This window comes from Bradyrhizobium zhanjiangense (assembly GCF_004114935.1).
Taxonomy (GTDB): Bacteria; Pseudomonadota; Alphaproteobacteria; order Rhizobiales; family Xanthobacteraceae; genus Bradyrhizobium; species Bradyrhizobium zhanjiangense.
Map to the genome: position 1 here is coordinate 3,848,855 of NZ_CP022221.1, position 22,771 is coordinate 3,871,625.

Annotated in this window: 23 protein-coding genes; 14 read left to right on the top strand and 9 right to left on the bottom strand. The window is 64.4% G+C overall.

The features are described from left to right. Nucleotides 1-1,233, top strand: coding sequence for a cyclic nucleotide-gated ion channel (locus XH85_RS18045; RefSeq protein WP_128932880.1), 1,233 nt, complete (start codon nt 1-3; stop codon nt 1,231-1,233). 16 nt (nt 1,234-1,249) lie between these two features. Here the strand turns inward: XH85_RS18045 and XH85_RS18050 are convergent, their stop codons facing one another. Next, the gene (locus XH85_RS18050; protein WP_128932881.1) at nt 1,250-1,750 is read right to left on the bottom strand and encodes a DUF3455 domain-containing protein; all 501 of its coding nucleotides are present in this window, start codon (nt 1,748-1,750) and stop codon (nt 1,250-1,252) included. 155 nt (nt 1,751-1,905) lie between these two features. Continuing rightward, the gene (locus tag XH85_RS18055; protein WP_128932882.1) at nt 1,906-3,120 is read right to left on the bottom strand and encodes an NADP-dependent isocitrate dehydrogenase; all 1,215 of its coding nucleotides are present in this window, start codon (nt 3,118-3,120) and stop codon (nt 1,906-1,908) included. A gap of 328 nt (nt 3,121-3,448) precedes the next feature. On the opposite strand from XH85_RS18055, the gene XH85_RS18060 reads away from it, so the two are divergent. Further along, nucleotides 3,449-4,648: a TrmJ/YjtD family RNA methyltransferase gene (locus XH85_RS18060; protein WP_128932883.1), complete on the top strand. Its 1,200-nt coding sequence runs from the start codon at nt 3,449-3,451 to the stop codon at nt 4,646-4,648. 125 nt (nt 4,649-4,773) lie between these two features. Here XH85_RS18060 and XH85_RS18065 read toward each other — a convergent pair whose 3' ends face one another. Continuing rightward, on the bottom strand, nt 4,774-5,433 hold the full coding sequence (locus tag XH85_RS18065; protein WP_128932884.1) for a TetR/AcrR family transcriptional regulator: 660 nt from the start codon (nt 5,431-5,433) through the stop codon (nt 4,774-4,776). A gap of 246 nt (nt 5,434-5,679) precedes the next feature. Between XH85_RS18065 and XH85_RS18070 the strand changes: the two genes are divergently transcribed. The 3 genes from XH85_RS18070 (at nt 5,680) to XH85_RS18080 (ending at nt 8,348) form a co-directional block, all read left to right on the top strand. Further along, nucleotides 5,680-6,222, top strand: coding sequence for an OsmC family protein (locus tag XH85_RS18070; protein ID WP_128932885.1), 543 nt, complete (start codon nt 5,680-5,682; stop codon nt 6,220-6,222). 37 nt (nt 6,223-6,259) lie between these two features. Beyond that, nucleotides 6,260-7,393 (top strand): acyl-CoA dehydrogenase family protein, encoded by a 1,134-nt coding sequence (locus XH85_RS18075; RefSeq protein WP_164939640.1) that lies wholly within the window; start codon nt 6,260-6,262, stop codon nt 7,391-7,393. Nucleotides 7,394-7,469: 76 nt separating this feature from the next. Next, on the top strand, nt 7,470-8,348 hold the full coding sequence (locus XH85_RS18080) for a sulfurtransferase (RefSeq protein WP_128932887.1): 879 nt from the start codon (nt 7,470-7,472) through the stop codon (nt 8,346-8,348). Nucleotides 8,349-8,540: 192 nt separating this feature from the next. Here the strand turns inward: XH85_RS18080 and XH85_RS18085 are convergent, their stop codons facing one another. After that, the gene (locus XH85_RS18085; RefSeq protein ID WP_128932888.1) at nt 8,541-10,469 is read right to left on the bottom strand and encodes a sigma 54-interacting transcriptional regulator; all 1,929 of its coding nucleotides are present in this window, start codon (nt 10,467-10,469) and stop codon (nt 8,541-8,543) included. Nucleotides 10,470-10,628: 159 nt separating this feature from the next. Between XH85_RS18085 and XH85_RS18090 the strand changes: the two genes are divergently transcribed. The 4 genes from XH85_RS18090 to cynS all read left to right on the top strand — a co-directional run bounded on the left by XH85_RS18090 (nt 10,629) and on the right by cynS (nt 14,508). Next, complete coding sequence (locus tag XH85_RS18090) at nt 10,629-12,011, top strand: CmpA/NrtA family ABC transporter substrate-binding protein (RefSeq protein WP_128932889.1); 1,383 nt, start codon at nt 10,629-10,631, stop codon at nt 12,009-12,011. A gap of 166 nt (nt 12,012-12,177) precedes the next feature. Then, nucleotides 12,178-13,017 (top strand): nitrate ABC transporter permease, encoded by an 840-nt coding sequence (ntrB, locus tag XH85_RS18095; RefSeq protein WP_128932890.1) that lies wholly within the window; start codon nt 12,178-12,180, stop codon nt 13,015-13,017. 4 nt (nt 13,018-13,021) lie between these two features. Beyond that, the gene (locus tag XH85_RS18100) at nt 13,022-13,945 is read left to right on the top strand and encodes an ABC transporter ATP-binding protein (protein WP_128932891.1); all 924 of its coding nucleotides are present in this window, start codon (nt 13,022-13,024) and stop codon (nt 13,943-13,945) included. Between the two features lie 74 nt (nt 13,946-14,019). Beyond that, nucleotides 14,020-14,508 (top strand): cyanase, encoded by a 489-nt coding sequence (gene cynS, locus XH85_RS18105; RefSeq protein WP_091889062.1) that lies wholly within the window; start codon nt 14,020-14,022, stop codon nt 14,506-14,508. Here the strand turns inward: cynS and XH85_RS18110 are convergent. Further along, nucleotides 14,495-15,322, bottom strand: a complete 828-nt coding sequence (locus XH85_RS18110; protein WP_128932892.1) for an isocitrate lyase/PEP mutase family protein — start codon at nt 15,320-15,322, stop codon at nt 14,495-14,497. The two genes, cynS and XH85_RS18110, sit on opposite strands and share 14 nt — an antisense overlap. Before the next feature lie 104 nt (nt 15,323-15,426). On the opposite strand from XH85_RS18110, the gene XH85_RS18115 reads away from it, so the two are divergent. Continuing rightward, nucleotides 15,427-16,401 carry a LysR family transcriptional regulator gene (locus tag XH85_RS18115; protein ID WP_128932893.1) on the top strand — a complete coding sequence of 325 codons (975 nt, stop codon included), beginning with the start codon at nt 15,427-15,429 and terminating at the stop codon, nt 16,399-16,401. Between the two features lie 5 nt (nt 16,402-16,406). Here XH85_RS18115 and XH85_RS18120 read toward each other — a convergent pair whose 3' ends face one another. Continuing rightward, entirely contained in the window at nt 16,407-16,730 is a 324-nt protein-coding gene (locus XH85_RS18120) for a DUF1476 domain-containing protein (protein ID WP_128932894.1), read from the bottom strand. A 319-nt stretch (nt 16,731-17,049) separates the two neighbouring features. Here XH85_RS18120 and purC point away from each other — a divergent pair, with 319 nt between their 5' ends. Next, entirely contained in the window at nt 17,050-17,817 is a 768-nt protein-coding gene (gene purC, locus XH85_RS18125) for a phosphoribosylaminoimidazolesuccinocarboxamide synthase (RefSeq protein ID WP_173015815.1), read from the top strand. 15 nt (nt 17,818-17,832) lie between these two features. Beyond that, nucleotides 17,833-18,072: a phosphoribosylformylglycinamidine synthase subunit PurS gene (gene purS / locus XH85_RS18130; protein ID WP_091889056.1), complete on the top strand. Its 240-nt coding sequence runs from the start codon at nt 17,833-17,835 to the stop codon at nt 18,070-18,072. Nucleotides 18,073-18,084: 12 nt separating this feature from the next. On the opposite strand, the gene XH85_RS18135 is transcribed toward purS, so the two are convergent. After that, nucleotides 18,085-19,101 carry a magnesium and cobalt transport protein CorA gene (locus tag XH85_RS18135; protein WP_128932895.1) on the bottom strand — a complete coding sequence of 339 codons (1,017 nt, stop codon included), beginning with the start codon at nt 19,099-19,101 and terminating at the stop codon, nt 18,085-18,087. A gap of 169 nt (nt 19,102-19,270) precedes the next feature. Between XH85_RS18135 and purQ the strand changes: the two genes are divergently transcribed. Beyond that, nucleotides 19,271-19,972, top strand: a complete 702-nt coding sequence (purQ, locus tag XH85_RS18140) for a phosphoribosylformylglycinamidine synthase subunit PurQ (protein WP_128932896.1) — start codon at nt 19,271-19,273, stop codon at nt 19,970-19,972. After that, entirely contained in the window at nt 19,969-20,943 is a 975-nt protein-coding gene (locus XH85_RS18145; RefSeq protein WP_128932897.1) for a tripartite tricarboxylate transporter substrate binding protein BugD, read from the top strand. Before purQ ends, XH85_RS18145 begins: the two co-directional genes overlap by 4 nt. 257 nt (nt 20,944-21,200) lie before the next feature. Here the strand turns inward: XH85_RS18145 and XH85_RS18150 are convergent, their stop codons facing one another. Next, entirely contained in the window at nt 21,201-22,166 is a 966-nt protein-coding gene (locus XH85_RS18150) for a DMT family transporter (RefSeq protein WP_128932898.1), read from the bottom strand. Nucleotides 22,167-22,241: 75 nt separating this feature from the next. Then, complete coding sequence (locus XH85_RS18155) at nt 22,242-22,721, bottom strand: PaaI family thioesterase (protein WP_164934489.1); 480 nt, start codon at nt 22,719-22,721, stop codon at nt 22,242-22,244. Between the last annotated feature and the right edge of the window lie 50 nt (nt 22,722-22,771).

Consider the following 22,771-nt stretch of genomic DNA (forward strand, 5'->3'; position numbering starts at 1 on the left):
ATGTCCCCCGTTCCGCGAGGACGTGGGCTTCGCGATCCCGATTTGAGGGATCGCCTCTTCGAATTGCTGGAGCACGATCCGCTCGCCTATTCGGTCGGGTCGCGCTTCATCCAGGTGATCATCGGCGTCATCGTGATCAACGTGGCGGCGATGATCCTCGCCTCGGTGCCTGAGCTGGACGCGCAATTCGGCACGCTGTTCGCAGGCATCACCATCCTGTCCGTGATCGTGTTCGCGCTGGAATATGCGGCGCGGCTGTGGACCGTGGCCGGCCACACGCAGCGCAAGGCGTCCGCGCTGTCCGACCGGCTCGGCTACGCCTTCTCCGCGCTCGGTATCATCGACCTCATGGCGTTCCTCCCCGCAGCGATCGTGCTGGCCACGGGCCGGCATGCGACGCTGGCAGCCCTCGGCGTACTGCCGTTCTTCAAGCTGATCCGCTATTCGCCGGCGATGCGCTCGCTGCTTGCCGCCGTGCATGCCGAGCGGCGCGCGCTGATCGGCTGCATCGTCATCCTGGTCGGCGTGGTCTTGACCTTTGCTTCGCTGCTCTACGCCATCGAGCGCGACGTGCAGCCGGACAAGCTCGGCACCATCCCGCAGGCGATGTGGTGGGCGATCGTGACGCTCGGCACCGTCGGCTATGGCGATGTCGTGCCGGTGACGCCGCTCGGCAAGTTTGTCTCCACCTTCGCTATCGTCAGCGGCTTCGCCATGATTGCGCTGCCGGTCGCGATCATCTCCACCGCCTTTGCCGAAGAGGTGAAGCGGCGCGATTTCGTCGTCACCTGGGGCATGCTGGCGCGGGTGCCGCTATTCTCGCATTTGTCGGCCGCCGAGATCGCCGACATCATGCGGCTGCTCAGGGCACGCACCATCGAGCAGGGCGAGATCCTGGTGCGGCGGGGCGATGTCGCCTCCTCGATGTATTTCATCACCGCCGGCGAGGTCGAGATCGCGCTGCCGAGCCAGCAGGTGCGGCTTGCCGACGGCACCTTCTTTGGCGAGATCGCGCTCTTGCACAAAACAAAACGCAGCGGCACGGTGACGGCGACGCGCAAGACCAGGCTGCTCGTGCTCGACGCCCAGGATTTCCACGCGCTGATCGCGCGCATGCCGACGCTGGCCGCCCACGTCCACAACACTGCGAAAGCGAGGCTCGCCGACACCGGCGATCTCGCCGCGGCGGAGCTGGCGCAGGCGGAGAAGGAAGATGGGGGCAAGGCGCGCTGACGAGGTCCGCCGCGGGTTAGCCCTTCTTCAGGAAATCATACTCGGCGGAGTAGGGCACGCTCCTGAACTCGCCAGCCCTGTCGCAAGCGCCGTCGAGCTTGCCGCCACGGGTGTTGATGCGCTGGACCGTGGTCACGGGCGTGAGCACGCCGCTGCCGCGGTGTGAGGTGACTTCCAGCTTCAGCCAGGGGATATCGCTCGCCGTTGCGCCGGGCGCATTGCCGATGGCCTTGCCGACCACCGCGCTGCCGTCGGCATGCTCCCAGTTCGGGCCGGCATAGTGGCGGCCGATGGTCTTGCCGTCCGCGAGAAGCGTCGCGATCGGCTCGCGGAAGGTCCAGGCGAGCTTGCCGTCGGTGCCGGCCTTGCACTCATAGACCTGCGCGCCCTCGGCGTGCACGCTGAGCACGACGCTCTCGCCCGGTGCGGTGATGGCCGCCGGAAGAGGCTCGGCGGCGAGCGCGGACGTGCTGGTCAGCGCGAAGGCCACGAATGCAAGGCTCTTGAGGGACGGCATGATGCTACTTCGGGTGCATGTGTCGTCATTGCGAGGAGCTCGCGACAAAATTGCAGAGCAATTTTGCGCTGATGCGACGAAGCAATCCAGACTGTTTCCCCGGAGGGGTTCTGGATTGCTTCGCTACGCTCGCAATGACGCGTGGAGTTGGCAGCTTACGCCGCCAGCGCCTTGGTCAGGTTCTCGGCGACCTTGTCGAGGAAGCCGGTGGTCGAGAGCCAGCGCTGGTCGGCGCCGACCAGGAGCGCAAGGTCCTTGGTCATGTAGCCGGCCTCGACGGTGTCGACGCAGACCTTCTCGAGCGTGTTTGCGAACTTGGCGAGCTCGGCATTGTTGTCGAGCTTGGCGCGATGCGACAGGCCACGCGTCCAGGCGAAGATCGACGCGATCGAGTTGGTCGAGGTCTCCTTGCCCTTCTGGTGCTCGCGGTAGTGGCGGGTCACCGTGCCGTGGGCAGCCTCGGCTTCGACCGTCTTGCCGTCCGGGGTGAGCAGCACCGAAGTCATCAGGCCGAGCGAGCCGTAGCCCTGCGCGACCGTATCGGACTGCACGTCGCCGTCGTAGTTCTTACAGGCCCAGACATAGCCGCCGGACCATTTCAGCGCCGAGGCCACCATGTCGTCGATCAGGCGGTGCTCGTAGGTCAGGCCCTTGGCGTCGAATTCCTTCTTGAACTCGCGGTCGAAGATGTCCTGGAAGATATCCTTGAAGCGGCCGTCATAGACCTTCAGGATCGTGTTCTTGGTCGACAGATAGACCGGATAGCCGCGCAGCAGGCCGTAATTGAAGGAGGCGCGGGCGAAGTCGATGATGGAGCCGTCGAGATTGTACATTCCCATCGCGACGCCGGCATCGGGGGCCTTGAACACTTCCTTCTCGATCACGGTGCCGTCCTCGCCGACGAACTTCATCGACAGGGTGCCCTTGCCGGGGAACTTGAAATCGGTGGCGCGGTACTGGTCGCCATAGGCGTGGCGACCGATGATGATCGGCTTGGTCCAGCCGGGAACCAGGCGCGGCACGTTCTTGCAGATGATCGGCTCGCGGAAGATGCAGCCGCCGAGGATGTTGCGGATGGTGCCGTTCGGCGACTTCCACATCTGCTTGAGGTTGAACTCCTTCACCCGGGCTTCATCCGGGGTGATGGTGGCGCACTTGACGCCGACGCCGACCTTCTTGATGGCCTCGGCGGCGTCGATGGTGACCTGATCGTTGGTGTGGTCGCGGTGCTCCATGCCCAGGTCGAAATAGAGCAGCTCGACATCCAGGAACGGAGTGATCAGCTTGTCCTTGATGTACTGCCAGATGATCCGGGTCATCTCGTCGCCATCGAGTTCGACGACGGGATTGGATACCTTGATTTTTGCCATGATCGGGGAAGCCTCTTGGGAACGGCGCTTGTGGTGGGAATATCCGGCGCCTCTTAGCACCGCCGCGCGGCGGGCGAAAGCCAAGGGATTATGCACTTTTAGCTCATCCAGCTTCCGCAGACGGGCAGCGGCAGCCCGCCCTCGGCCGGGCCCGGGTCATGTTCCAGGCGAGATTCAAAAGTCGAATCCAACCCGTTATTTCCCTTGAGAATTTTCTCAGGACAGGCAAACGACAGGCGGCGGTGCGGCCGGCCCGGTGGGCAGGCTTGAATCAACTCCTGAAGTGGCCTCTGCAAGGCCTTGAGAGACAGTGTGAAAGCGAAGCGAGATGTCGGGGACTGACAAGAGCAAGGCGGGGCTTTCTCTCGACGGTCCCATCGTGATCCTGGTCGAGCCGCAGCTCGGGGAGAACATCGGCATGGCCGCGCGCGCCATGGGCAATTTTGCCCTGAGCCGGCTTCGCATCGTCAATCCCCGCGACGGCTGGCCCAACATCGCGGCCCAGCGTGCCGCCGCCGGCGCCGATCACATTCTGGAAAAGGTCGAATTGTTCGAAACGGTCGAGCAGGCGGTCGCCGATCTCGACCTCTTGTTCGCCGCCACAGCCCGCGCCCACGACCAGGCCAAGCCAGTGGTCGGGCCGGAAGCCGCCGTTGCCGAGATCTCGGGGCACATCGCCACCGGGGGCAAGGCCGGTATCCTGTTCGGCCGGGAGCGCTGGGGCCTGACCAACGAGGAGGTCGGGCTCTCCAACCGCATCATCACCTTCCCGGTCAATCCGGGCTTTGCCTCGCTCAACCTCGCGCAGGCCGTGCTGCTGGTCGGCTACGAATGGTTCAAACGAGCCACATCCGGCGAGCTGCCGCACGCCATGCCGGAGCGGTCCGAGCGCGCCTCGCAGCACCAGATGCAGGCCTTCTTCGACAACCTCGTGCGCGAGCTCGACAAGGTCGAATTCCTGCGCCCCGCCGAGAAACGCGACACCATGCTGGTCAACCTGCGCAACATCTTCAGCCGGATGGAGCCGACCAAGCAGGACATGCACACGCTCCACGGCGTGGTGATGGCAATCGCGGAAGGGCGCAAGGGCCCGGCCAAGGGCGGCGTGCTCGACGGCGAGCAGGCCACGCGCCTGCGCGCGCTCTTGGCCGAGCACGGGCAGGGCGGCGGCGTGCCCGACAGCGGCTCCACCGTGCGCGGCCTCGCCCGCCTGCTCCGCCGCAACCCGACCGATGCCGAGCGCCTGCTCTGGCATGCCCTGACCCGCGACCGCCGCTTCGCAGGTAGGTTCAAGCGCCAGACCCCCGTGGGGCGGCACATCCCGGATTTCGTCTCATTCCCGCACCGGATCGCGATCGAGCTGGTCAACCCGGGCGAGGGGGAGACCATCGCCGCCGACCGTGCGTCGCGGCGTGCGTGGCTCGAAGCGCGGGATTATCGTGTGCTGGAGATCCGGGCGGCGGACGTCGAGCGCGATCTGGAGGCGGAGCTGGTGCGGCTTGCTGGGATGATGGCGCAGAGCGCGTAGGTCTCGTCGCGCATCGGTCTTGTAGGGTGGGCAAAGCGCAGCGTGCCTACCATGTCGATCAACGCAGCTGAGACAGAATGGTGGGCACGGCGCTGCGCGCCTTTGCCCACTCTACGAATTTGGACCTACACTGCCTCTAGCTGGTCCGCCGCGCGCTTCTTCTTCGTCTTCGACTGGCCGAGCAGGGGACCTGCCGCAAGCGCGGCGGTATCGGCAACGCCCGGATCGCGCGAGATCATGGCCGCGACGATGGCGCCGTCGATGATGAGGCCGAGCTGATGTGCGAGCACGGCGGGCTCGCTGGAGCCGAGCTCGCCGGCGAGTTTCTCGATGTGGCCGAGCACGATCTTCTTATGCTTTAGTGCGATGCTGCGGAATTGTTTTGCGTCCTTGTCGTGCTCGCCGACGGCGTTGATGAAGGGGCAGCCGTAGAAGCGTTCTTCGGCGAACCAGCTCTTCAGCGCGGGGAAGATGCGCGTCAGTTTCGCCTGCGCGTCGCCGCCGCCTTGCTCCATCGCGCCAATGAACCATTCGCGCCACTGCTTGCCTTCGCTCTCCAGCACCGCGTTGACCAGGTTGGTCTTGGAGCCGAACAACTTATAGAGCGTGGTCTTCGCGGTGCCGGCTTCCTCGATGATCGCATCGATGCCGGTGGCATTGATGCCGTTCTTGCAGAACAGATGGGTCGCGGCGCTCAGCAAACGCCCGCGCGCGGACTCGTCGTCGCCTGCGCCAGCACCGGCGTGCGGCGAATTCGATCTTTTCTTCGATGACGTCTTAGCCATGGACTCGAACTTACCCGCAGCTGCGCCGCATCAGCAAGCCGCATCTGTTCCGCGCCGAAAAGATTCGCATGCGCAAGCGCATCTGCTTCGCCTTTAAGCAAGCTGCGGCTGATCAATCCGCAGGCAGGGACACTAAGCGGCTCCAATGCTTCGCGTTTTGTTTTCGGCTTGCTCTGGCACGCTCCATGCAAGGAAACAGACCGTTCGGTATCCTACCGATTTCCACTTCTGCCAGGGAGAAGACTGATGACTGCCGTCGTTCAGAAGACAGTGCTGACGGGGTGCCTCGCGCCCATCGACAAGAATGGCCTCGAGCAACTGATCGCGAGCGGCAAGGCCAATCCGAAGGTCGTCAAGACCTTGAAGTGCAAGACGGTCGCGGAGGGAAAATTCCGCCACGCCAACTACATCCGCAATTTGCCGCCCTACATCGTCGACGAGCCCCCGGGGCTTCTGGGCGACGATACCGCGCCCAATCCGTCGGAAGCCTCGCTCGCCGCGCTCGGCTCCTGCCTCGCGGTCGGCCTGCACGCCAACGCCGTGCATCGCGGCTGGATCGTCAACAAGCTCGAGCTGGAGCTCGAGGGCGACCTCAACATCACTGCGGTCTGGGGCACCGGCGACACCTCCGACAAGCCGGTCGGCTTCACTGACGTCCGCGTCAAGGTCGACATGGAGTGCGAGGGCATCGCGCCGGACGAGATCAACGCGCTGGTCTCCCATGTGAAGAAATGGTCGCCGGTCGCCAATACCTTCACCCGCCCGGTCAATCTCGAGGTCGGCATCTAGCAGACGGCAATCAGGAACTTCGGTGCGGGAGGCGATCATGGGTTCACTGGCTTTATCGCGGGTCGACATTTTGGATCATCCCGCACCGTCCATTGCAGGAGAGGTGGCGCGGATCGCGCGGGAGCAGCTCGCGCCGCTCGCTGCCGGCATCGACGCCGGCACGGTCTATCCGGCCGAGGTGCTGCGCAAGTTCGGCGCGGTCGGCGCCTGGGGCAGTCACGTCCCGCACGAAGGCCCCGCGGATCTGCGCTGCGCCATCCAGGCGATGGCTGTTATCGGCGAGGTCTGCGGCGCCACCGCCTTCATGGCCTGGTGCCAGAACACGCTGGTCTGGTACGCCGCGAACTCAACAAATTTGAAGCTGGCAAAACGATTCAGCGATGCCTTCTCCACCGGCCGCGTACTCGGCGGCACCGGGCTCTCCAACCCGATGAAGAGCTTCTTCGGCATCGAGAAGCTCAAGCTGAAGGGGCGCAAGGTCGAGGGCGGCTACATCGTGCGCGGCGCGCTGCCCTGGGTCTCCAATCTCGGTCCTGACCATTATTTCGGCGCGATCTTCGAACGCGAGGACGATCAGGGCATCGCAAAAGGCGAGCCTGGCACGGTGATGTTTCTGGCCGATTGCTCGGACCCAGCGATCACGCTGACGCCGTGCAAGCCGTTCCTCGCCATGGACGGCACCGGCACCTATGGCGTCCAGTTCCGCGACGTCTTCGTGCCGGACGAGCTGATCCTGGCCGATCCCGCGGGTCCCTTCGTCAAGAAGATCCGCGCTGGCTTCATCCTGCTTCAGGCCGGCATGGCGCTCGGCGTGATCAGGGACTGCATCAACATCATGGACGAAGTCGACAGCCCCCTTGGCCATATCAACCGCTATCTGCCGCAGCAGCCGGTGCATTTTCGCGATCTCGCCGCCGAGCTCGAGACCGAAACGATGGCGCTGGCGCGTGATCCCTACAACGAGGAGGAGACCTACTGGCGCAAGGTGATCGCACTCAGGCTTCGTGCCGGCGAAGCCAGCGTCGCGGCGGCGCATGCGGCGATGCTGCATTGTGGCGCACGCGGTTATCTCAAAAGCCACCGCGCTCAGCGGCGACTGCGCGAGGCCTATTTCGTCGCGATCGTCACGCCTGCCACCAAGCAATTACGCAAGATGCTCGCCGATTCCTGATCTTCACGAGTCCACCCGAAGACCACTGCCAAGACGACTGTTAAGACCACCACCAACCTCAACGGAGAGGCTGCCAATGACGGACGTTCTGATCTCTGCCAGCGAACTTGCCGATCTCTTGAAGACCGAGCCCTGTGTCGTCATCGACACTCGCAATCCCGACGCCTACGGCGCCGGGCACCTCCCCAATGCCGTGAACGTGCACGATATCTTCACCTATCTTGCGACCTCGACGCCCGACGGCATCAACGAGCTCAAGACCAAATTTGCCGACGCCTTTGGTACCGCTGGTCTCTCCGGAACGGAGACAGCGGTGGTCTATGAGCAGTCGATGAACTCCGGTTTCGGCCAGTCCTGCCGCGGCTATTATCTCCTCACCATGCTCGGCTATCCCAGGGTGAAGGTGCTGCATGGCGGTTTCGATGCCTGGGCAGCAGCCGGTTTGCCGGTCACCAAGGACGTGCCGACGCCGGCGAAGGCATCGTTCACGATCGTGCCTGAGGCGGGCGAGATCCTGATCGACGCCAAGACCATGCTCGGGGCCATCGGCAAGCCCGGCATCGCCATCCTCGACGTGCGCGATGTCGATGAGTGGATCGGCGACAGCTCGTCCCCATACGGCAAGGATTTCTGTCCACGCAAGGGCCGCATCCCCGGCGCGGTGTGGCTGGAATGGTACCGCATGATGAAGCCGACCGCTGAGGGCCCGCGCTTCAAGTCCAAGGACGAGATTCTGGCCGAATGCGCCACTGTCGGCATTTCGCAGACGACGCCGGTCTATCTCTACTGCTTCAAGGGCGCGCGCGCCTCGAACACGTTCCTGGCGCTGAAGAACGCCGGCGTGAAGGACGTGCGGATGTACTTTGGCTCCTGGAACGAATGGTCGCGCGATCCGTCGCTGCCGATCGAGCAAGGGCTGCCGATTGCATCGGGTGTCACGACAAAGGCGGCGTGATAGCGTGCCGCTGCCGTAGGGCTCGGTCCCACCTCTCCCCGACGGGGAGAGGTCGGATTGCGCAGCAATCCGGGTGAGGGGGCGTTGCCTTTGGTGAGACCGTAAGCCCTCGCCCGGATCGCATCTCTCGGTGCGATCCGACCTCTCCCTACGGGAGAGGCGAACCGAGGCGCGACCGTGCTTCGCCACATTCTAGCCGTTGAGGCCCGCCCGTGGACGAGGCGCGATTCCCAGCGCCTTGATCCGCGAGGCCAGCGTGGTCGGCTTGATATCGAGCATCTCGGCCGCGCCGCCGGGGCCGAAGACTTTCCCTGCGCAGGCTTCGAGCGCCGCCAAAATGTTGGCGCGCTCGTGATCGCGCATTTCCGATGACGTCATGACCGCGGGGCGCACATCGGCTTTCGGGCGTGCAGCGCCGCTCGGAGCTTGCGTGCCGGAGGGGTCGGGCAGATCGATGCGCAGCCGCCCGTTCTGAGACAGAATTGCGGCGCGCTCGATCACGTTCTGCAATTCGCGGACATTGCCGGGCCAGTCGTAGCGGGTCAGCCGCCGCGCATCGCCTTCGGACAGACGCAGGTTCGACTTCAACGCCTTGCTCTCGCGCGTCAGGAAATGCTGGGCCAGCAGCGGAATGTCCTCGCGTCGTTCGCGCAAGGGGACGGTCTCGATCGGGAATACGTTGAGACGGAAATAGAGGTCCTCGCGAAACCGGCCGCGTTGCACCTCCTGCTTGAGATCGCGATTGGTCGCGGCAATGACGCGCACGTCGACCGCGCGCGTGCGCTCCTGGCCGACGCGCTCGAAATTGCCTTCCTGCAAGACGCGCAGCAGCTTACTCTGGAGTTCGAGCGGGATCTCGCCAACCTCGTCCAGAAACAACGTGCCGCCGTCGGCAAGCTCGAACCGGCCGATGCGGTCGCGCGTTGCGCCGGTGAAGGCGCCGCGGACATGACCGAAGAACTCGCTCTCGAACAATTCGCGCGGGATCGCGGCGCAGTTGACGCGGATCAGCGGCCGGTCGCTGCGACCCGAGGCTTCGTGGATGGCGCGCGCGATCAGCTCCTTGCCGGTGCCTGATGCCCCGGTGATCATCACCGCCGCGGTGGTCGGGGCCACCAGCTTGACCTGGCGCAGCGTCTTCTGGATCGCCTCGCTCTGGCCGATGATGCCGCGGGGATTGGTCTCGATGCGGATTTCTTCCTGGAGATAGGCGTTTTCGAGCTCGAGACGCTCGCGCAGGCGGTCGACCTCGGCAAGCGCGGCATGCAGTTTCTCGTCGGCCTCGCGGCGCTGGCTGACATCGCGAAACACCACGACCGCGCCGACCACCACGCCGCGGTCGCGGATCGGAGTGGAGGTGTATTCGACCCAGGCCGGCGAGCCGTCCTTGCGCCAAAACACCTCGCCGTCGACCTGATGCACGGCACCGTCGCGGAACGCCGCATAGATCGGGCAGTCGTGGTTGTGATAGTGCCGGCCATCATGGTGGGTATGGTGCACGATCGGATGGATTTCCTTGCCGACCAGCTCCTCGGCGGTCCAGCCGAGCATCCGCTCCGCCGCAGGGTTGACGAAGGTGGTCTTGCCCTCGGCGTTGACGCCATAGATGCCTTCGCCGGCCGCGCGCAGGATCAGCTGGTTCTCGCGCTCGATGTCCTGGAACACGCGTTCGACCCGCTGCCAGGTCGAGATGCCGCCGCGCATGTGGTCTTCGGCAGCAGCGTCGACGTTGCGCCGGCGGCGCGCTTCGAGATCGGTGAGGGTGAGCAGCAGCAGCGTGCGGCCGTCATGGGGCAGGATGCAGCCGGCATATTCGAGCCTGAGATTTTGGCCGGCGGCATGGCGCGGGGTGAGCGTCGTGGTCCAGTAGGCGCCCTTGTGCAGCACGGCCTGGGTGAACACGGTCAGCGCCGGGAGCTGGCCGGCATGAAGGGTGCTGGCCCTGGTCTGCCGCAACAGCGTGCGGTCGTAGCCGAGCAGGGTGCAGGCCGCCGGATTGGCGTCGATGATCTGATCGCGGTAGGGATCGACCAGCAGCGTCGCCTCCACTGAGGACTCAAACGCCGCGGTGCGTGGATCGATGGTTTCGGCCGCATCGTCGCGGCCGGGCATCGTTGCCATTACGAAATCTCGTCATTTGATTACGAATTTTCGTTTATCACGACTTTTCGTAGCAACCAAGCGCGACAGAAAGTGCTGCGTCATCAACGCACTGCCCGGCGATCCAGCGATGGCATGCTCCTTGCGTAATCCCTTCTGCAATGACGCGCAGGAGGTCCGATGTCCACATTCGACAATCCGTTTGATCCCGATCGAAACCTTCGAGCCGGTTGTGTCTGTGGCCAGCACCGATCGGCGGCGGAGCACGAGCAGGCGAGCGCAGCCCCGCGCTGCGAGCCGACGGACAGCGAGGAGACGCGTTACGCGGGCGTTGTCGCCTCCGCTGTGATGCGCGCGATGTTTCCGCAAGATATGGCACGGCGCGCGTTTCTGAAATCGGTTGGGGCCTCGACGGCGCTGGCGGCGCTATCGCAGTTCTTCCCGCTTCAGACCGCAACCGAGGTGTTTGCCGAGACTGGCGCGCCCGAGAAGAAGGACCTCAAGGTCGGCTTCATCCCGATCACCTGCGCGACGCCGATCATCATGGCGGCCCCGCTCGGTTTCTATGCCAAGCACGGCCTCAACGTCGAAGTGGTCAAGACCGCCGGCTGGGCCGTGATCCGCGACAAGACCATCAACAAGGAATACGACGCGGCGCACATGCTGGCGCCGATGCCGATCGCGATCTCGCTGGGGCTCGGTGCGAATGCCATTCCCTTTGCCGTGCCTGCGATCGAGAACATCAACGGGCAGGGCATCGTGCTGGCGACCAAGCACAAGGACAGGCGCGATCCCAAGGACTGGAAGGGGCTGAAGTTCGCCATTCCCTTCGACTATTCCATGCACAACTATTTGCTGCGCTATTATCTCGCGGAAGCCGGTCTCGACCCCGATACCGACGTGCAGCTGCGCTCGGTACCGCCGCCGGAGATGGTCGCGAATTTGCGCGCCGACAACATCGACGGCTTCCTCGCGCCCGACAACATCTGCCAGCGCGCGATCTATGACGGCGTCGGTTTCATGCATCTCTTGTCCAAGGAGATCTGGGACGGCCATCCCTGCTGCAGCTTTGCTGCCAGTCGAGAGTTCATCACGACGGCGTCGAACAGCTTTGCGGCACTGACGCGGGCCATCGTTGATGCGACGGCCTATGCGTCGAAGGCGGAGAACCGCAAGCAGATCGCGGAGGCGATCGCGCCGGCGAACTACATCAACGCACCGGTCACGGTGCTGGAGCAGGTTTTGACCGGCACCTACGCCGACGGCCTCGGTGGCGTGAAGACCGACGCCAAGCGGGTCGATTTCGATCCGTTCCCCTGGCAGTCCTTTGCGGTGTGGATGCTGACGCAGATGAAGCGCTGGGGCCAGATCAAGGGCGACGTCGACTACAAGACGGTCGCCGAGCAGGTGTACCTGGCGACCGATACGAAGAAGCTGATGACCGAGATGGGGCTGTCGCCGCCCGTGAGCAGCTACAAGTCGTTCGCGGTGATGGGCAAGACATTCGATCCGACCAAGCCGGAGGACTATTTGGCCAGCTTCAAAATCAGGAAGGCGTCGTGAGTAAACTTCTCTCGCTACCGTCGTCCCGGCGAAGGCCGGGACTCATAACCACAGGGAGATGTTTGGCGAAGACTCGTCGTTCGGTACTGCTGCCGATGGCGATCGATAGATTCCGCGGTATGAGTCCCGGCCTTCGCCGGGACGACATGTGGAGAGGTCTTGCGCAATGAACTCCTCCCTCCGCCTCCGCGCCGGCCTCGTCTCTATCGCGCTTCTCGCCGCATTCCTCGGCATCTGGCATCTCGCCACGCGCTCGACCGGCACAACGACAGCGATGAGCCCGGAATACGCCAAGCTGATGGGCCTGACCGCGACGCAGGGCAAATCCGCGATGCCCGGGCCGCTCGATGTCGGCGCAAAGCTCTGGGAGCACCTGAGGCGGCCGTTCTATGATAACGGGCCGAACGACAAGGGGCTCGGCATCCAGCTTGCCTATTCGATCGCGCGCGTCGGCACCGGCTATCTGCTGGCGGTGATGGTCGCCATCCCGCTCGGCTTCCTCATCGGCATGTCGCCGCTGCTCAGCAAGGCGCTCGATCCCTTCATCCAGGTGCTCAAGCCGATCTCACCGCTGGCCTGGATGCCGCTCGCGCTGTACACCATCAAGGATTCCTCGGTCTCGGCGATCTTCGTCATCTTCATCTGCTCGATCTGGCCGATGCTGCTCAATACCGTCTTCGGCGTTGCCGGCGTGCGCAAGGAGTGGATCAACGTCGCGCGCACGCTGGAGGTCGGCACCGTCAGGCGCGCCTTCACCGTGATCCTCCCCGCGGCAGCGCCGACGATCTTGACCGGGATGCGCATCTCGATCGGCATTGCCTGGCTCGTGATCGTCGCGGCCGAAATGCTCGTCGGCGGCACCGGCATCGGCTATTTCGTCTGGAACGAGTGGAACAACCTCTCGATCACCAATGTCATCATCGCGATCCTCCTGATCGGGATCGTCGGCATGCTGCTCGACCAGATCCTGGCGCGATTCACGCGCATGGTCACGTTTCCGGAGTAGGGCAGTGACCGATAAATTCATCTCCATCGAAGGCATCGCGAAGCGCTATCCGGGCGCGGGCGGCGCCACCACGAGCGTGTTCGAGAATCTCTGGCTGTCGATGGCCCGCGGCGAGTTCTGTTGCGTGATCGGCCATTCCGGCTGCGGCAAGACCACAGTGCTCAACATCCTTGCCGGCCTCGATGCGCCGAGCGAAGGCGCCGTCATCGTCGACGGGCAGGCGATTTCCGGCACCAGTCTCGACCGCGCCGTGATCTTCCAGAGCCACGCGCTTTTGCCCTGGCGCACCGTGCGCGGCAACGTCGCCTATGCCGTCAGCTCGAAATGGCGGAGCTGGGATCGCGCCAAGGTCAGGGCGCACGCGCAGAGTTTCATCGATCTCGTCGGCCTCACCGGCTCCGAGCACAAGCGTCCCTCCGAGCTGTCGGGCGGCATGAAGCAGCGCGTCGGCATCGCCCGCGCGCTCTCGATCACGCCGAAGATGATGCTGATGGACGAGCCCTTCTCGGCGCTCGACGCGCTGACACGCGGCACGCTCCAGGACGAGGTGCGGCGCATTTGCCTCGAGACCGGGCAGACCGCGTTCATGATCACCCATGACGTCGACGAGGCGATCTACCTCGCCGACAAGATCTTTCTGATGACCAACGGTCCGGGCGCGGTGCTCGCCGAAGTCGTCGAGAACCCGCTGCCGAGGGATCGCGGCCGCACCGATCTGCACCGCCATCCGCTGTACTACGCCTTGCGCAACCACATCATCGATTTCCTGGTGACGCGTAGCAAGACCTTTGCCGCCGAGACGCCCGGTCACGATCCGCGCAACGTGCCGGTGGTTCAGATCGGCAAGCCCGGACTAACGATCGCGTCGAATGGCGAAGAGCAACGACAGCCATGGATATCCGGGCCCAGCCCCGGACTCACTGCGTGATTTTATAGACGCACGATCTGCGGAAAACCGCTTCACACTTTTCCGGATCATGCCTTTGAAGAGGAGACCCTGACATGAAACGCGAAGACCTCACCGAAAAGCTGCTCGACATCAAGCGCGAGAAGGGCTGGAGCTGGAAACACATCTGCGACAAGATCGGCGGCTATTCCGAGGTGCTGATCGTTGGCGCGATCCTCGGTCAGATGAAATTGACCAAGCCGCAGGCCGCCAATGCCGGCGAGCTGTTCGGCCTGTCGAAGGCGGAAGTTGCCATGCTGAACGAGGTGCCGATGCGCGGCACCGGCACGCCAATGCCGCCGACCGATCCGCTGATCTACCGCTTCTACGAGATGGTGATGGTGAACGGCCCGGCCTGGAAGGCGCTGATCGAGGAAGAGTTCGGCGACGGCATCATGTCGGCGATCGACTTCGACATGGGCATCGAGCGCGTCGCCAATCCGAAGGGCGACCGCGTCAAGATCACCATGAGCGGCAAGTTCCTGCCGTACAAATATTACGGCGCCAGCGGCAACGTGCCGGAATACGGCTTTAGGGAGGAGTGACCGCGGCGAAGGCGGCGCGCAGCTCGCCGACGGGCGCCATGTCGCGAACATAGGTGAAGGATCCCTTGTCCTTCATCTCGCGTGCGCAGTTCAGGAACGCGGCGAGCGCGTAGCGCGACATGGCCCCGCCGACGCTGATGCGCTTGACGCCGGCGGCGGACAATTGCCCGACTGTCAGCGTCGGGTCGGCAAAGCCCATCACGTGGTTGAACGGCTTGCTGAGCGAGGCGACGACGGTCCGGATCGTGGCGAGATCGTAGAGGCCCGGCGCATACAGGACATCGGCGCCCGCGGCCTCGAAGGCCTGCAGGCGGCGAATTGTGTCGTCGATGTCCTTGCGGCCGTGCAGGAAGTTCTCGGCCCGCGCGGTCAGCGTGAACGGAATCGGCAGCGCGCGCGCCACTTCGACCGCGGCCTGGACGCGCTCGACGGCGTGGGAAAAGTCGTAGATGGGGCGATCGCGGTCGCCGCTGAAATCCTCGATCGAACCTCCGACCGCGCCAGCCTCAGCGGCGCGCTGAATCGCTTGGGCGGCACGCTTCGGCTCATCTGCGCCGCAATTCTCGAGGTCGACGCTGACCGGCAAGTCGGTGGCTTCGACGATCGCGCGCGCGTTGGCGAGGATGACGTCGAGACTGACGCCGCCGCTGCCGAGCATGTTGGCCACGCCGAGGCTCGTGGTCGCCAGGGCCTCGAAGCCCATCGCCGCGAGCAGCTTGGCCGTCCCGGCGTCCCACGGATTGGGAATGATGAAGGCTCCGGGCCGCTCGTGCAGCGCGCGAAACGCCGTCGCCTTGTCCAGCTGGCTCGTCATGGCTCGTCTCCGTGTTGTTCGTGCACGCAGCCTTAGGAGCATTTCCGTCATCCGCCAAATTTGTTATTCCTTCGGATATCATCAGTTTTTTGCATGAGGTCGCGATGGACAGTGACGCCCTCAACACGTTCCTGGCGGTTCATCGCAGGGGCGGGATCTCGAATGCCGCGAAATTCCTGCACCGTTCGCAGCCGGCGATTTCCCGCCGTATCGCCTTGCTGGAGCAGGAGCTCGGCGTGCCCCTGTTCGAGCGGGTGGCAGGCCGCACCCGGCTCAGCGATGCCGGGCGCGTGCTGATCCCCTATGCCGAGCGTGCCGTTGCCGCGGCGCAGGACGCCGAACAGGCGATACGCGCGTTGACCAAGCAGAATTCGGGGCCGGTTTCGCTGGCCGTCACCGGCACGCTGGCCGACGGCCGCCTCTCGACCATCATGAAGCGGTTTGCGAAGGAAAATCCCGCCGTCACGCTGGCACTGCAGACAGCGACCAGCGCGGAGGTCAGCGATCTCATCCGGCGCGGCGAGGCCACGATCGGCCTGCGCTACAACACCGACCGCTCCGGCGATCTCGCCTGCGAGCAGGTGCTGAGCGAGGCATTGCAGGTCGTCTGTGCGCCCGACCATCCTCTGGCCGGAAAGCGCGTGAAGCGCCTCGCCGAGCTGCGCGGCGAGCGCTGGATCGCATTCCCGGAGACTCGCGGTCGTCGCGAGATCGCCGCCGCTCACGTGTTCGCGTTGTTTCTGACGCAAGGGCTTGGCGAAATCGAGTGGACGGCCGTGGACAGCCTCACCGCGCAGAAGCGGCTCGTGGAATCGGGCTTTGGCCTTGCACTCCTGGCGAGAAGCCACGTGGCGGAGGAGCTGCGTGCGGCCTCGATCGCGACGATCGCCGTGGGCGATCTTGCCGCGAACCAGGACATCGTCCTTGTCACGCGTCGTGGCGGCTTTCTGAGCGCGGCCGCCGAGCGCCTGCTCGAGACCATCCGCCGCCACTATGCCGGGCTGGATGTCTCGACCACGCGGGACGCCAGAAAGCGGTCGCCGGCGCGCAAGGGAATTGCGCGCCGGCGACTCGCCTGAACCAGTTACTTCCCGGCCTTCACCTCGGCGGCCGCCACCGCGATCAGCTCGCTCATCTTGGCGCGAATCGCCTGCTCGGTGACGGCGACCTTCTTGGCGGCGAAATCGGCCATGACCTTGCGCAGGACGTCGCCATCGCCGGCCTCCTCGAAATCGGCCGCGACCACCTCCTTGGCATAGGCGGTGGCGGCGTCACCGGTGATGCCGAGCTGTTCGGCCGCCCACAGGCCGAGCAGCCGGTTGCGGCGGGCCTCCGCCTTGAATTTCTGCTCCTCGTCGAGGGCGAACTTCTTCTCGAAACCTTCCTCGCGCTTGTCGAACTCGCTCATGCTTTGTTCCAAATCCCTCTGAATGGAGTGGGAGCCTTCCGTTGCGGCGACCCGGCTGCATGCCTACATAGAGAGCAGAAATAGGCAAAACAACGGGCCGTTAAGCCGCAGGCAAGACGGTATAAGTTGGTGCCGGACGGCCGGATCGATTGTGCTTGGACAGCCAATCGGATAGGTTGCCTAAGGCTTGGTTCCCGTTCTGTTTCCAAGGATTCGAGACGGGTTCCCAGCCGTTCACGGCAGCTCCGCTGTGGGTCCTAATCCTAGTCAACCGGAGCACACCAAATTCATGGATTTCAACAAAACACGGTACATCCCAATGAGCCGTCGGCGTCGCATTTATGAAGGCAAGGCAAAGGTTCTCTATGAAGGCCCGGAGCCCGGTACCCTGATCCAGCACTTCAAGGACGACGCCACCGCATTCAATGCGAAAAAGCATCAGGTGATCGAGGGCAAGGGTGTCCTCAACAACCGGATCTCGGAGTACCTGTTTCAGCACCTCAACGACATCGGGGTGCCGACCCATTTCATCCGCCGCCTCAACATGCGCGAGCAGTTGATTCGCGAGGTCGAGATCGTGCCGCTGGAGGTGGTGGTGCGGAACGTTGCCGCCGGCTCGCTGTCGCAGCGCCTCGGCATCGAGGAGGGCACCCAGCTGCCCCGTTCGATCATCGAATTCTACTACAAGAACGACCAACTCAACGACCCCATGGTGTCGGAAGAGCACATCACCGCCTTCGGCTGGGCAACGCCGCAGGAGATCGACGACATCATGGCGCTCGCCATCCGCGTCAACGATTTCCTCACCGGCCTCTTCCTCGGCATCGGCATCCGCCTCGTCGATTTCAAGATGGAGTGCGGCCGCCTGTTCGAGAACGAGATGATGCGGATCATCGTCGCCGACGAGATCTCGCCGGACTCCTGCCGTCTGTGGGACATCAAGTCGAACGAGAAGCTCGACAAGGACCGCTTCCGCAGGGATCTCGGTGGCCTGCTCGAGGCCTATACCGAAGTCGCAAAGCGCCTCGGCATCCTCATGGAGAACGAGCGTCCGCAGGGCTCCGGCCCGGTGCTGGTGAAGAGCTGAGAGAGGATCTTTGACGTGAAGGCACGTGTCACCGTTACCCTGAAGACGGGCATCCTCGATCCGCAAGGCAAGGCCATCGAAGGCGCGCTGAAGTCGCTCGGCGTCGACGGCGTCGCCAGCGTCCGCCAGGGCAAGGTGTTCGACATCGAGCTCGCCGGCGCCGACAAGACCAAGGCGGAAGCCGTGCTGAAGGAAGCCGCTGACAAGCTGCTGGCGAACACCGTGATCGAGAATTATCGGGTCGAGATCGTCTAACGCGCGGGCGGCTTACAGCCACCCTGCACGACGGAATCGCCAGTACAGCGCGCCGCATGCCGTCAGCATCACGCCGAGCAGCATGTAATAGCCGTACTCCCATTCCAGCTCCGGCATGTGCTTGAAGTTCATGCCGTAGATGCCGGCGAGTGCGGTCGGGATCGCGATGATCGCGAGCCAGGAAGCGAGCTTCTTGGACACCGCCGTCTCCTGAGCCTGGCCGACCAGCAGGCTCGCCTCGAAGGCAAAGGCCAGCACCTCGCGCATGGAATCGATCCGCTCCTGGATGTTGCGGACGTGGTCGGTGACGTCGCGGAACAGTGGCTGCATGGCCTGCCGCACCATCGACAGCTCGTCATGCTCCAGCCGGCGGCAGACCTCCACCAGCGGTCCGATTGCGTTGCGGAGCCGCAGGAGGTCGCGGCGCAGCATATAGAGCCGCTCGATCTGCGCCTTGGTGATCGCGTGCGCGAGCACGTCGTCCTCGATCTCCTCGATCTCCTCGTGAATGCTCTCCAGCACGGGCGAGTAATTGTCGACGATGAAATCGAGAATGGCGTACAGGATGTAGTCCTCGCCGCGGGCGAGCGCCCGCGGGCAGCTTTCGCAGCGTTCGCGCACCGGTGTGTAGGATGTCGAAGCGCCGTGGCGCACCGAGACCAGATAGCCATCGCCAACGAAAATGTGCGTTTCGCCGAAGGCGATCCGGCCTTCGACCAGTTGCGCGGTGCGCGCAACGATGAACAGAGCCTCGCCGTACTGCTCGATCTTGGGCCGCTGATGGGCGTGGTTGGCGTCCTCGATCGCGAGCTCGTGCAAATCGAACTGCTTCTGCACCGCGCCGAGCAGCGCCATGTCCGGCTCGTGCAGGCCGATCCAGACCACATGGCCGGGCTTGGCCCGCCAGCTCGAGGCCTCGCTGATGGCGATATTGGCGACGCGCCGGCCGTCGACATAGGCGCCGGCAGCGACGACGCCCTCGGTGGGCACCGGCTCGGAGGGGGATGCGGACAGCGACGGGATATTCATGGCTTCAATCCCGGGCAAATCGAGCGGTCAGACTGCGTGCGACCAGAGCCTGTGTACAAGGCCGTTTGCCGAGGCTAGCACTGGTAAAATCCCCGTCAAATGGTTATGTCTCTTGGCGAATTGGCCCCTCCGTGCCACCCCGATTCCAGCCACCGTCGGAACTTAAGCCATGAAAGCCGCCATCCTCGTCTTTCCCGGAATCAATCGCGACCGCGACATGGCGCGTGCCTTGAGGCTGATCTCCGGCAGCGAGCCCGCAATGGTGTGGCACGCCGAGACCTCGCTGCCTGCCGGCACCGACCTCGTGGTGGTGCCGGGTGGCTTCTCCTATGGCGATTACCTGCGCTGCGGCGCGATTGCGGCGCGGGCGCCGGTGATGGACGCGGTGCGCGACTATGCGGCCAAGGGCGGCCTCGTGCTCGGCGTCTGCAACGGTTTCCAGATCCTCTGCGAGTCCGGCCTGTTGCCGGGCGTCCTGATGCGCAATGCGCGGCTGAAATTCATCTGCCACGACGTGCATCTGCGGGTCGAGCGTTCCGACACGCCGTTCACCCGCGGCTACAATGCCGGGCAGGTGATCCGCGTGCCCGTCGCCCACGGCGAGGGCAATTACGAGGCGGATGAAGAGACCATCAAGCGGCTCGAAGGCGAGGGGCGGGTGCTCTATCGCTACTGTTCTGCCGAGGGCGTGGTTGATGAGACCCATAACATCAACGGCGCGGCGCATTCGATCGCCGGCATCGTCAACGACAAGGGCAACGTGCTCGGCATGATGCCGCATCCTGAAAACCACGTCGAAGACATCATGGGCTGCACCGACGGCCGCGGCCTGTTCGCCGGCCTGGTCCAGCATCTGGAAAAAGCCGCGTGATCTCGTTCATGCTGAAGCGGTCGCTCGCCGCGCTCGCGGCGCTGTCGTTCGCGACCGTTGCGTTCGCGCAGGATTATCCCAAACGTCCTGTTACCATGATCGTGCCGTTCGCGGCCGGCGGCACCTCGGACGTGATCGCGCGAACCGTCGCCGAGCAGATGGGCATCGCGCTCGGCCAGACCATCGTGATCGAGAACGTCGCCGGCGCCGGCGGTTCGACCGCGCTGGCACGCGCCTCTCGCGCCGAGCCCGACGGCTACACCATCGCGATCGGCAATGCCGGCACCAATGCCGCGACCTACACGATCTATCCAAAACTGCCGTTCACGCCGGACTCGTTCGTGCCGATCGCCATGGTCGCGAAGACGTTCGGCATCATCGGCGTGCGCAAGGATTTTCCGGCGAAGGACCTGAAGGAGTTCATCGCCTACGCCAAGGCCAATCCGGGCAAGATCAATCTCGGCCATGCCGGCGTCGGCTCGTCGAACTATTTGATCTGCAAGAGCTTCGTCACCGCCGCCGGGATCGACGCGACGCTGGTCGGCTATCGCGGCGCCGCGCCCGCGCTGACCGATGCGGTCGGCAGTCAGATCGACGGCGTCTGCGATGCGGCCGCCTCCGTCTCTCAGGCGATCAACGAGAAGCTGGTGAAGGGCCTCGTGGTCGGCTCCACCGTGCGGCTCGCGACGCTGCCGGATCTGCCGACGTCGGCCGAAGCCGGGCTGCCCGAGTTCGAGGCGCAGGGCTGGAACGGCCTGTTTGCGCCCAAGGGCACCCCGCCGGCCGTCATCGCCAAGCTCAACGCCGCCGCGCGCACGGCGGTGGAAACCGACGCGGTGAAGAAGCGCTTTGCCGACCTCTCGACCGTTGCGCCCGACCCCGACGAGCACACGCCCGAGGTGCTGCGAAAGCTCGTGACGCGCGACGTCGAGAAGTACCGGAAGATGCTGGCGGACGACGCCAAGCAATAGCTTCATTCGGCTGCGATTTCACGAACTTGCATCGCGTTTGAGGCGACTGACCCTCGTCGCAACGCTGGACGATCTCCAGAAGCAATGGCCGGACTTCGATTCCGCCGACGCGCATCTGCTCTACGCCCGCGCCTGAAATGGGAGGACGTGGAGTACGACCCAAATAGTCTAGCCGTGCGGGTGCGCCGCGAGATGGAAGCGGGCTTCCGGCAGCCGAACGTGGCTGCTTGATTGACGCTCGCAAAAAGCGCTTCACGCTATCGTAGCTTCAGCCGCTCCGCCGGCACTGTCATGGCCGCAACGCCGGCCATGACCAGCAGCAGCCCCAGCGCCAGGTTCGACGGCACGTTCTCGCCGAGCAGCAGCACGGAGAGGCCGACGCCGATCGGGATGCGCAAATAGCCTTGCGCGTTGGTGGTCAGCGTGCCGAGCCGGGCGAGGCAGACGTAGAACAGCATCAAGCCCAATGCGCTCGACACGATGCCCATGACGATGGTGGCGATGATCGCGGTCGGCGTCGGGTGCAGCGTCCAGGGCTGATCGATGACAAGCGAGGGCGGCAGCAGGATGATGCCGCCGAACAGCAACGAGCCCGCCGCCACCACCATCGGGTCGTAGTCGGACAGCCTGAGGCCGAAGATCGTGGCGCAGGCAAAGGAGATGGTGGCGAGCAAGATCGCGATCTCCGCGACGATCTCGCTGCCAAAGCCGCGTAGCGCATCGAGGCCGACGATGAGAATCGTGCCGGCAAGGCCCAGGATCGCGCCCGCGAGCTTGAGCAGCGTTGCCGGTTCGTGCCGTGTGATCAGCGAGGTGATGAGGAAGGCGAAGATCGGCGTCGTCGACGCCAGCACCACCGTGTTCGATGCCGGCACGTATTGCTGCGACCAGGTGATGATCAGGAAGGGGAAGGTCGAGTTGATCAATTGCTGGGTCGCGAACAGCTTCCAGGCCTTGGCGTCGGTCGGGATCGTGACGCCGCGCATCCACAGGATCGCGAACAGGAACGCGGCCGCGATCAGCGAGCGCGCCGCGATGAAGGTGATGGGCGGAATCGTGTCCAGCGCCAGCTTGGCCAGCGGATAGGTCGAGCTCCAGCAGCAGGCGAGCGCGAACAGCAACGCATAGTCGCGCCAGTTGCGCGCGCCGGTGGCGGCCATGGACGGCGACGGCGTTGATGCGGACGCCATCGCGCGACCCGCCTCAGATGTGCTCTGCGGCACCTTGTTCCTGCTCCCCGGCGCACAAGCGCTTGGTGCAACTCTGGGCGAGGGGGCGTGAAAAGGGAAGGCGTCGAGCTATGCGTTTGGCTGGGGCTGCGGCTTCCGCTTCATCCGCTTGATCGTGCCGGAAAAGGTGAGCAGCAGCCGCTCGCCGGACATCATCTTGCCGCGCAGGAAGATCAGCGAGCCGCCGGCGCGGCTGACCTCGCCGGTGCATTCGATCAGCTCGCCCTCCCGCGCCGCGTCGAGGAATTCGCAGGCAAAGTTGGTCGTCACCGCCCGGCTGTCCAGGACGTGGGTGGCGATCGCGAACAGGGAGTAGTCGGCAAAGGCCATGTAGCAGCCGCCATGGACGTTGCCGGAGCCGTTGAGGTGCTTCTTTTCGACCCGGAAGGCGCTGCGGACGCCGCCGTCCGCCTCGATCCGGTGCCAGAAGGGGCCGACATGGGACTCAAAACTGTCCCGAATCCAGGTCCGCCAGCCCTTAAATTCTCCCTCGGTGGCGACATGGAGGTCGGGGCGGCGGGGAGCGGGCGCTTTGGTCAATTCGTGCAAGGAAATGGGCCTTCAATTGCGGGTCTTTAGCCCTTAAATCCGATCCGTCC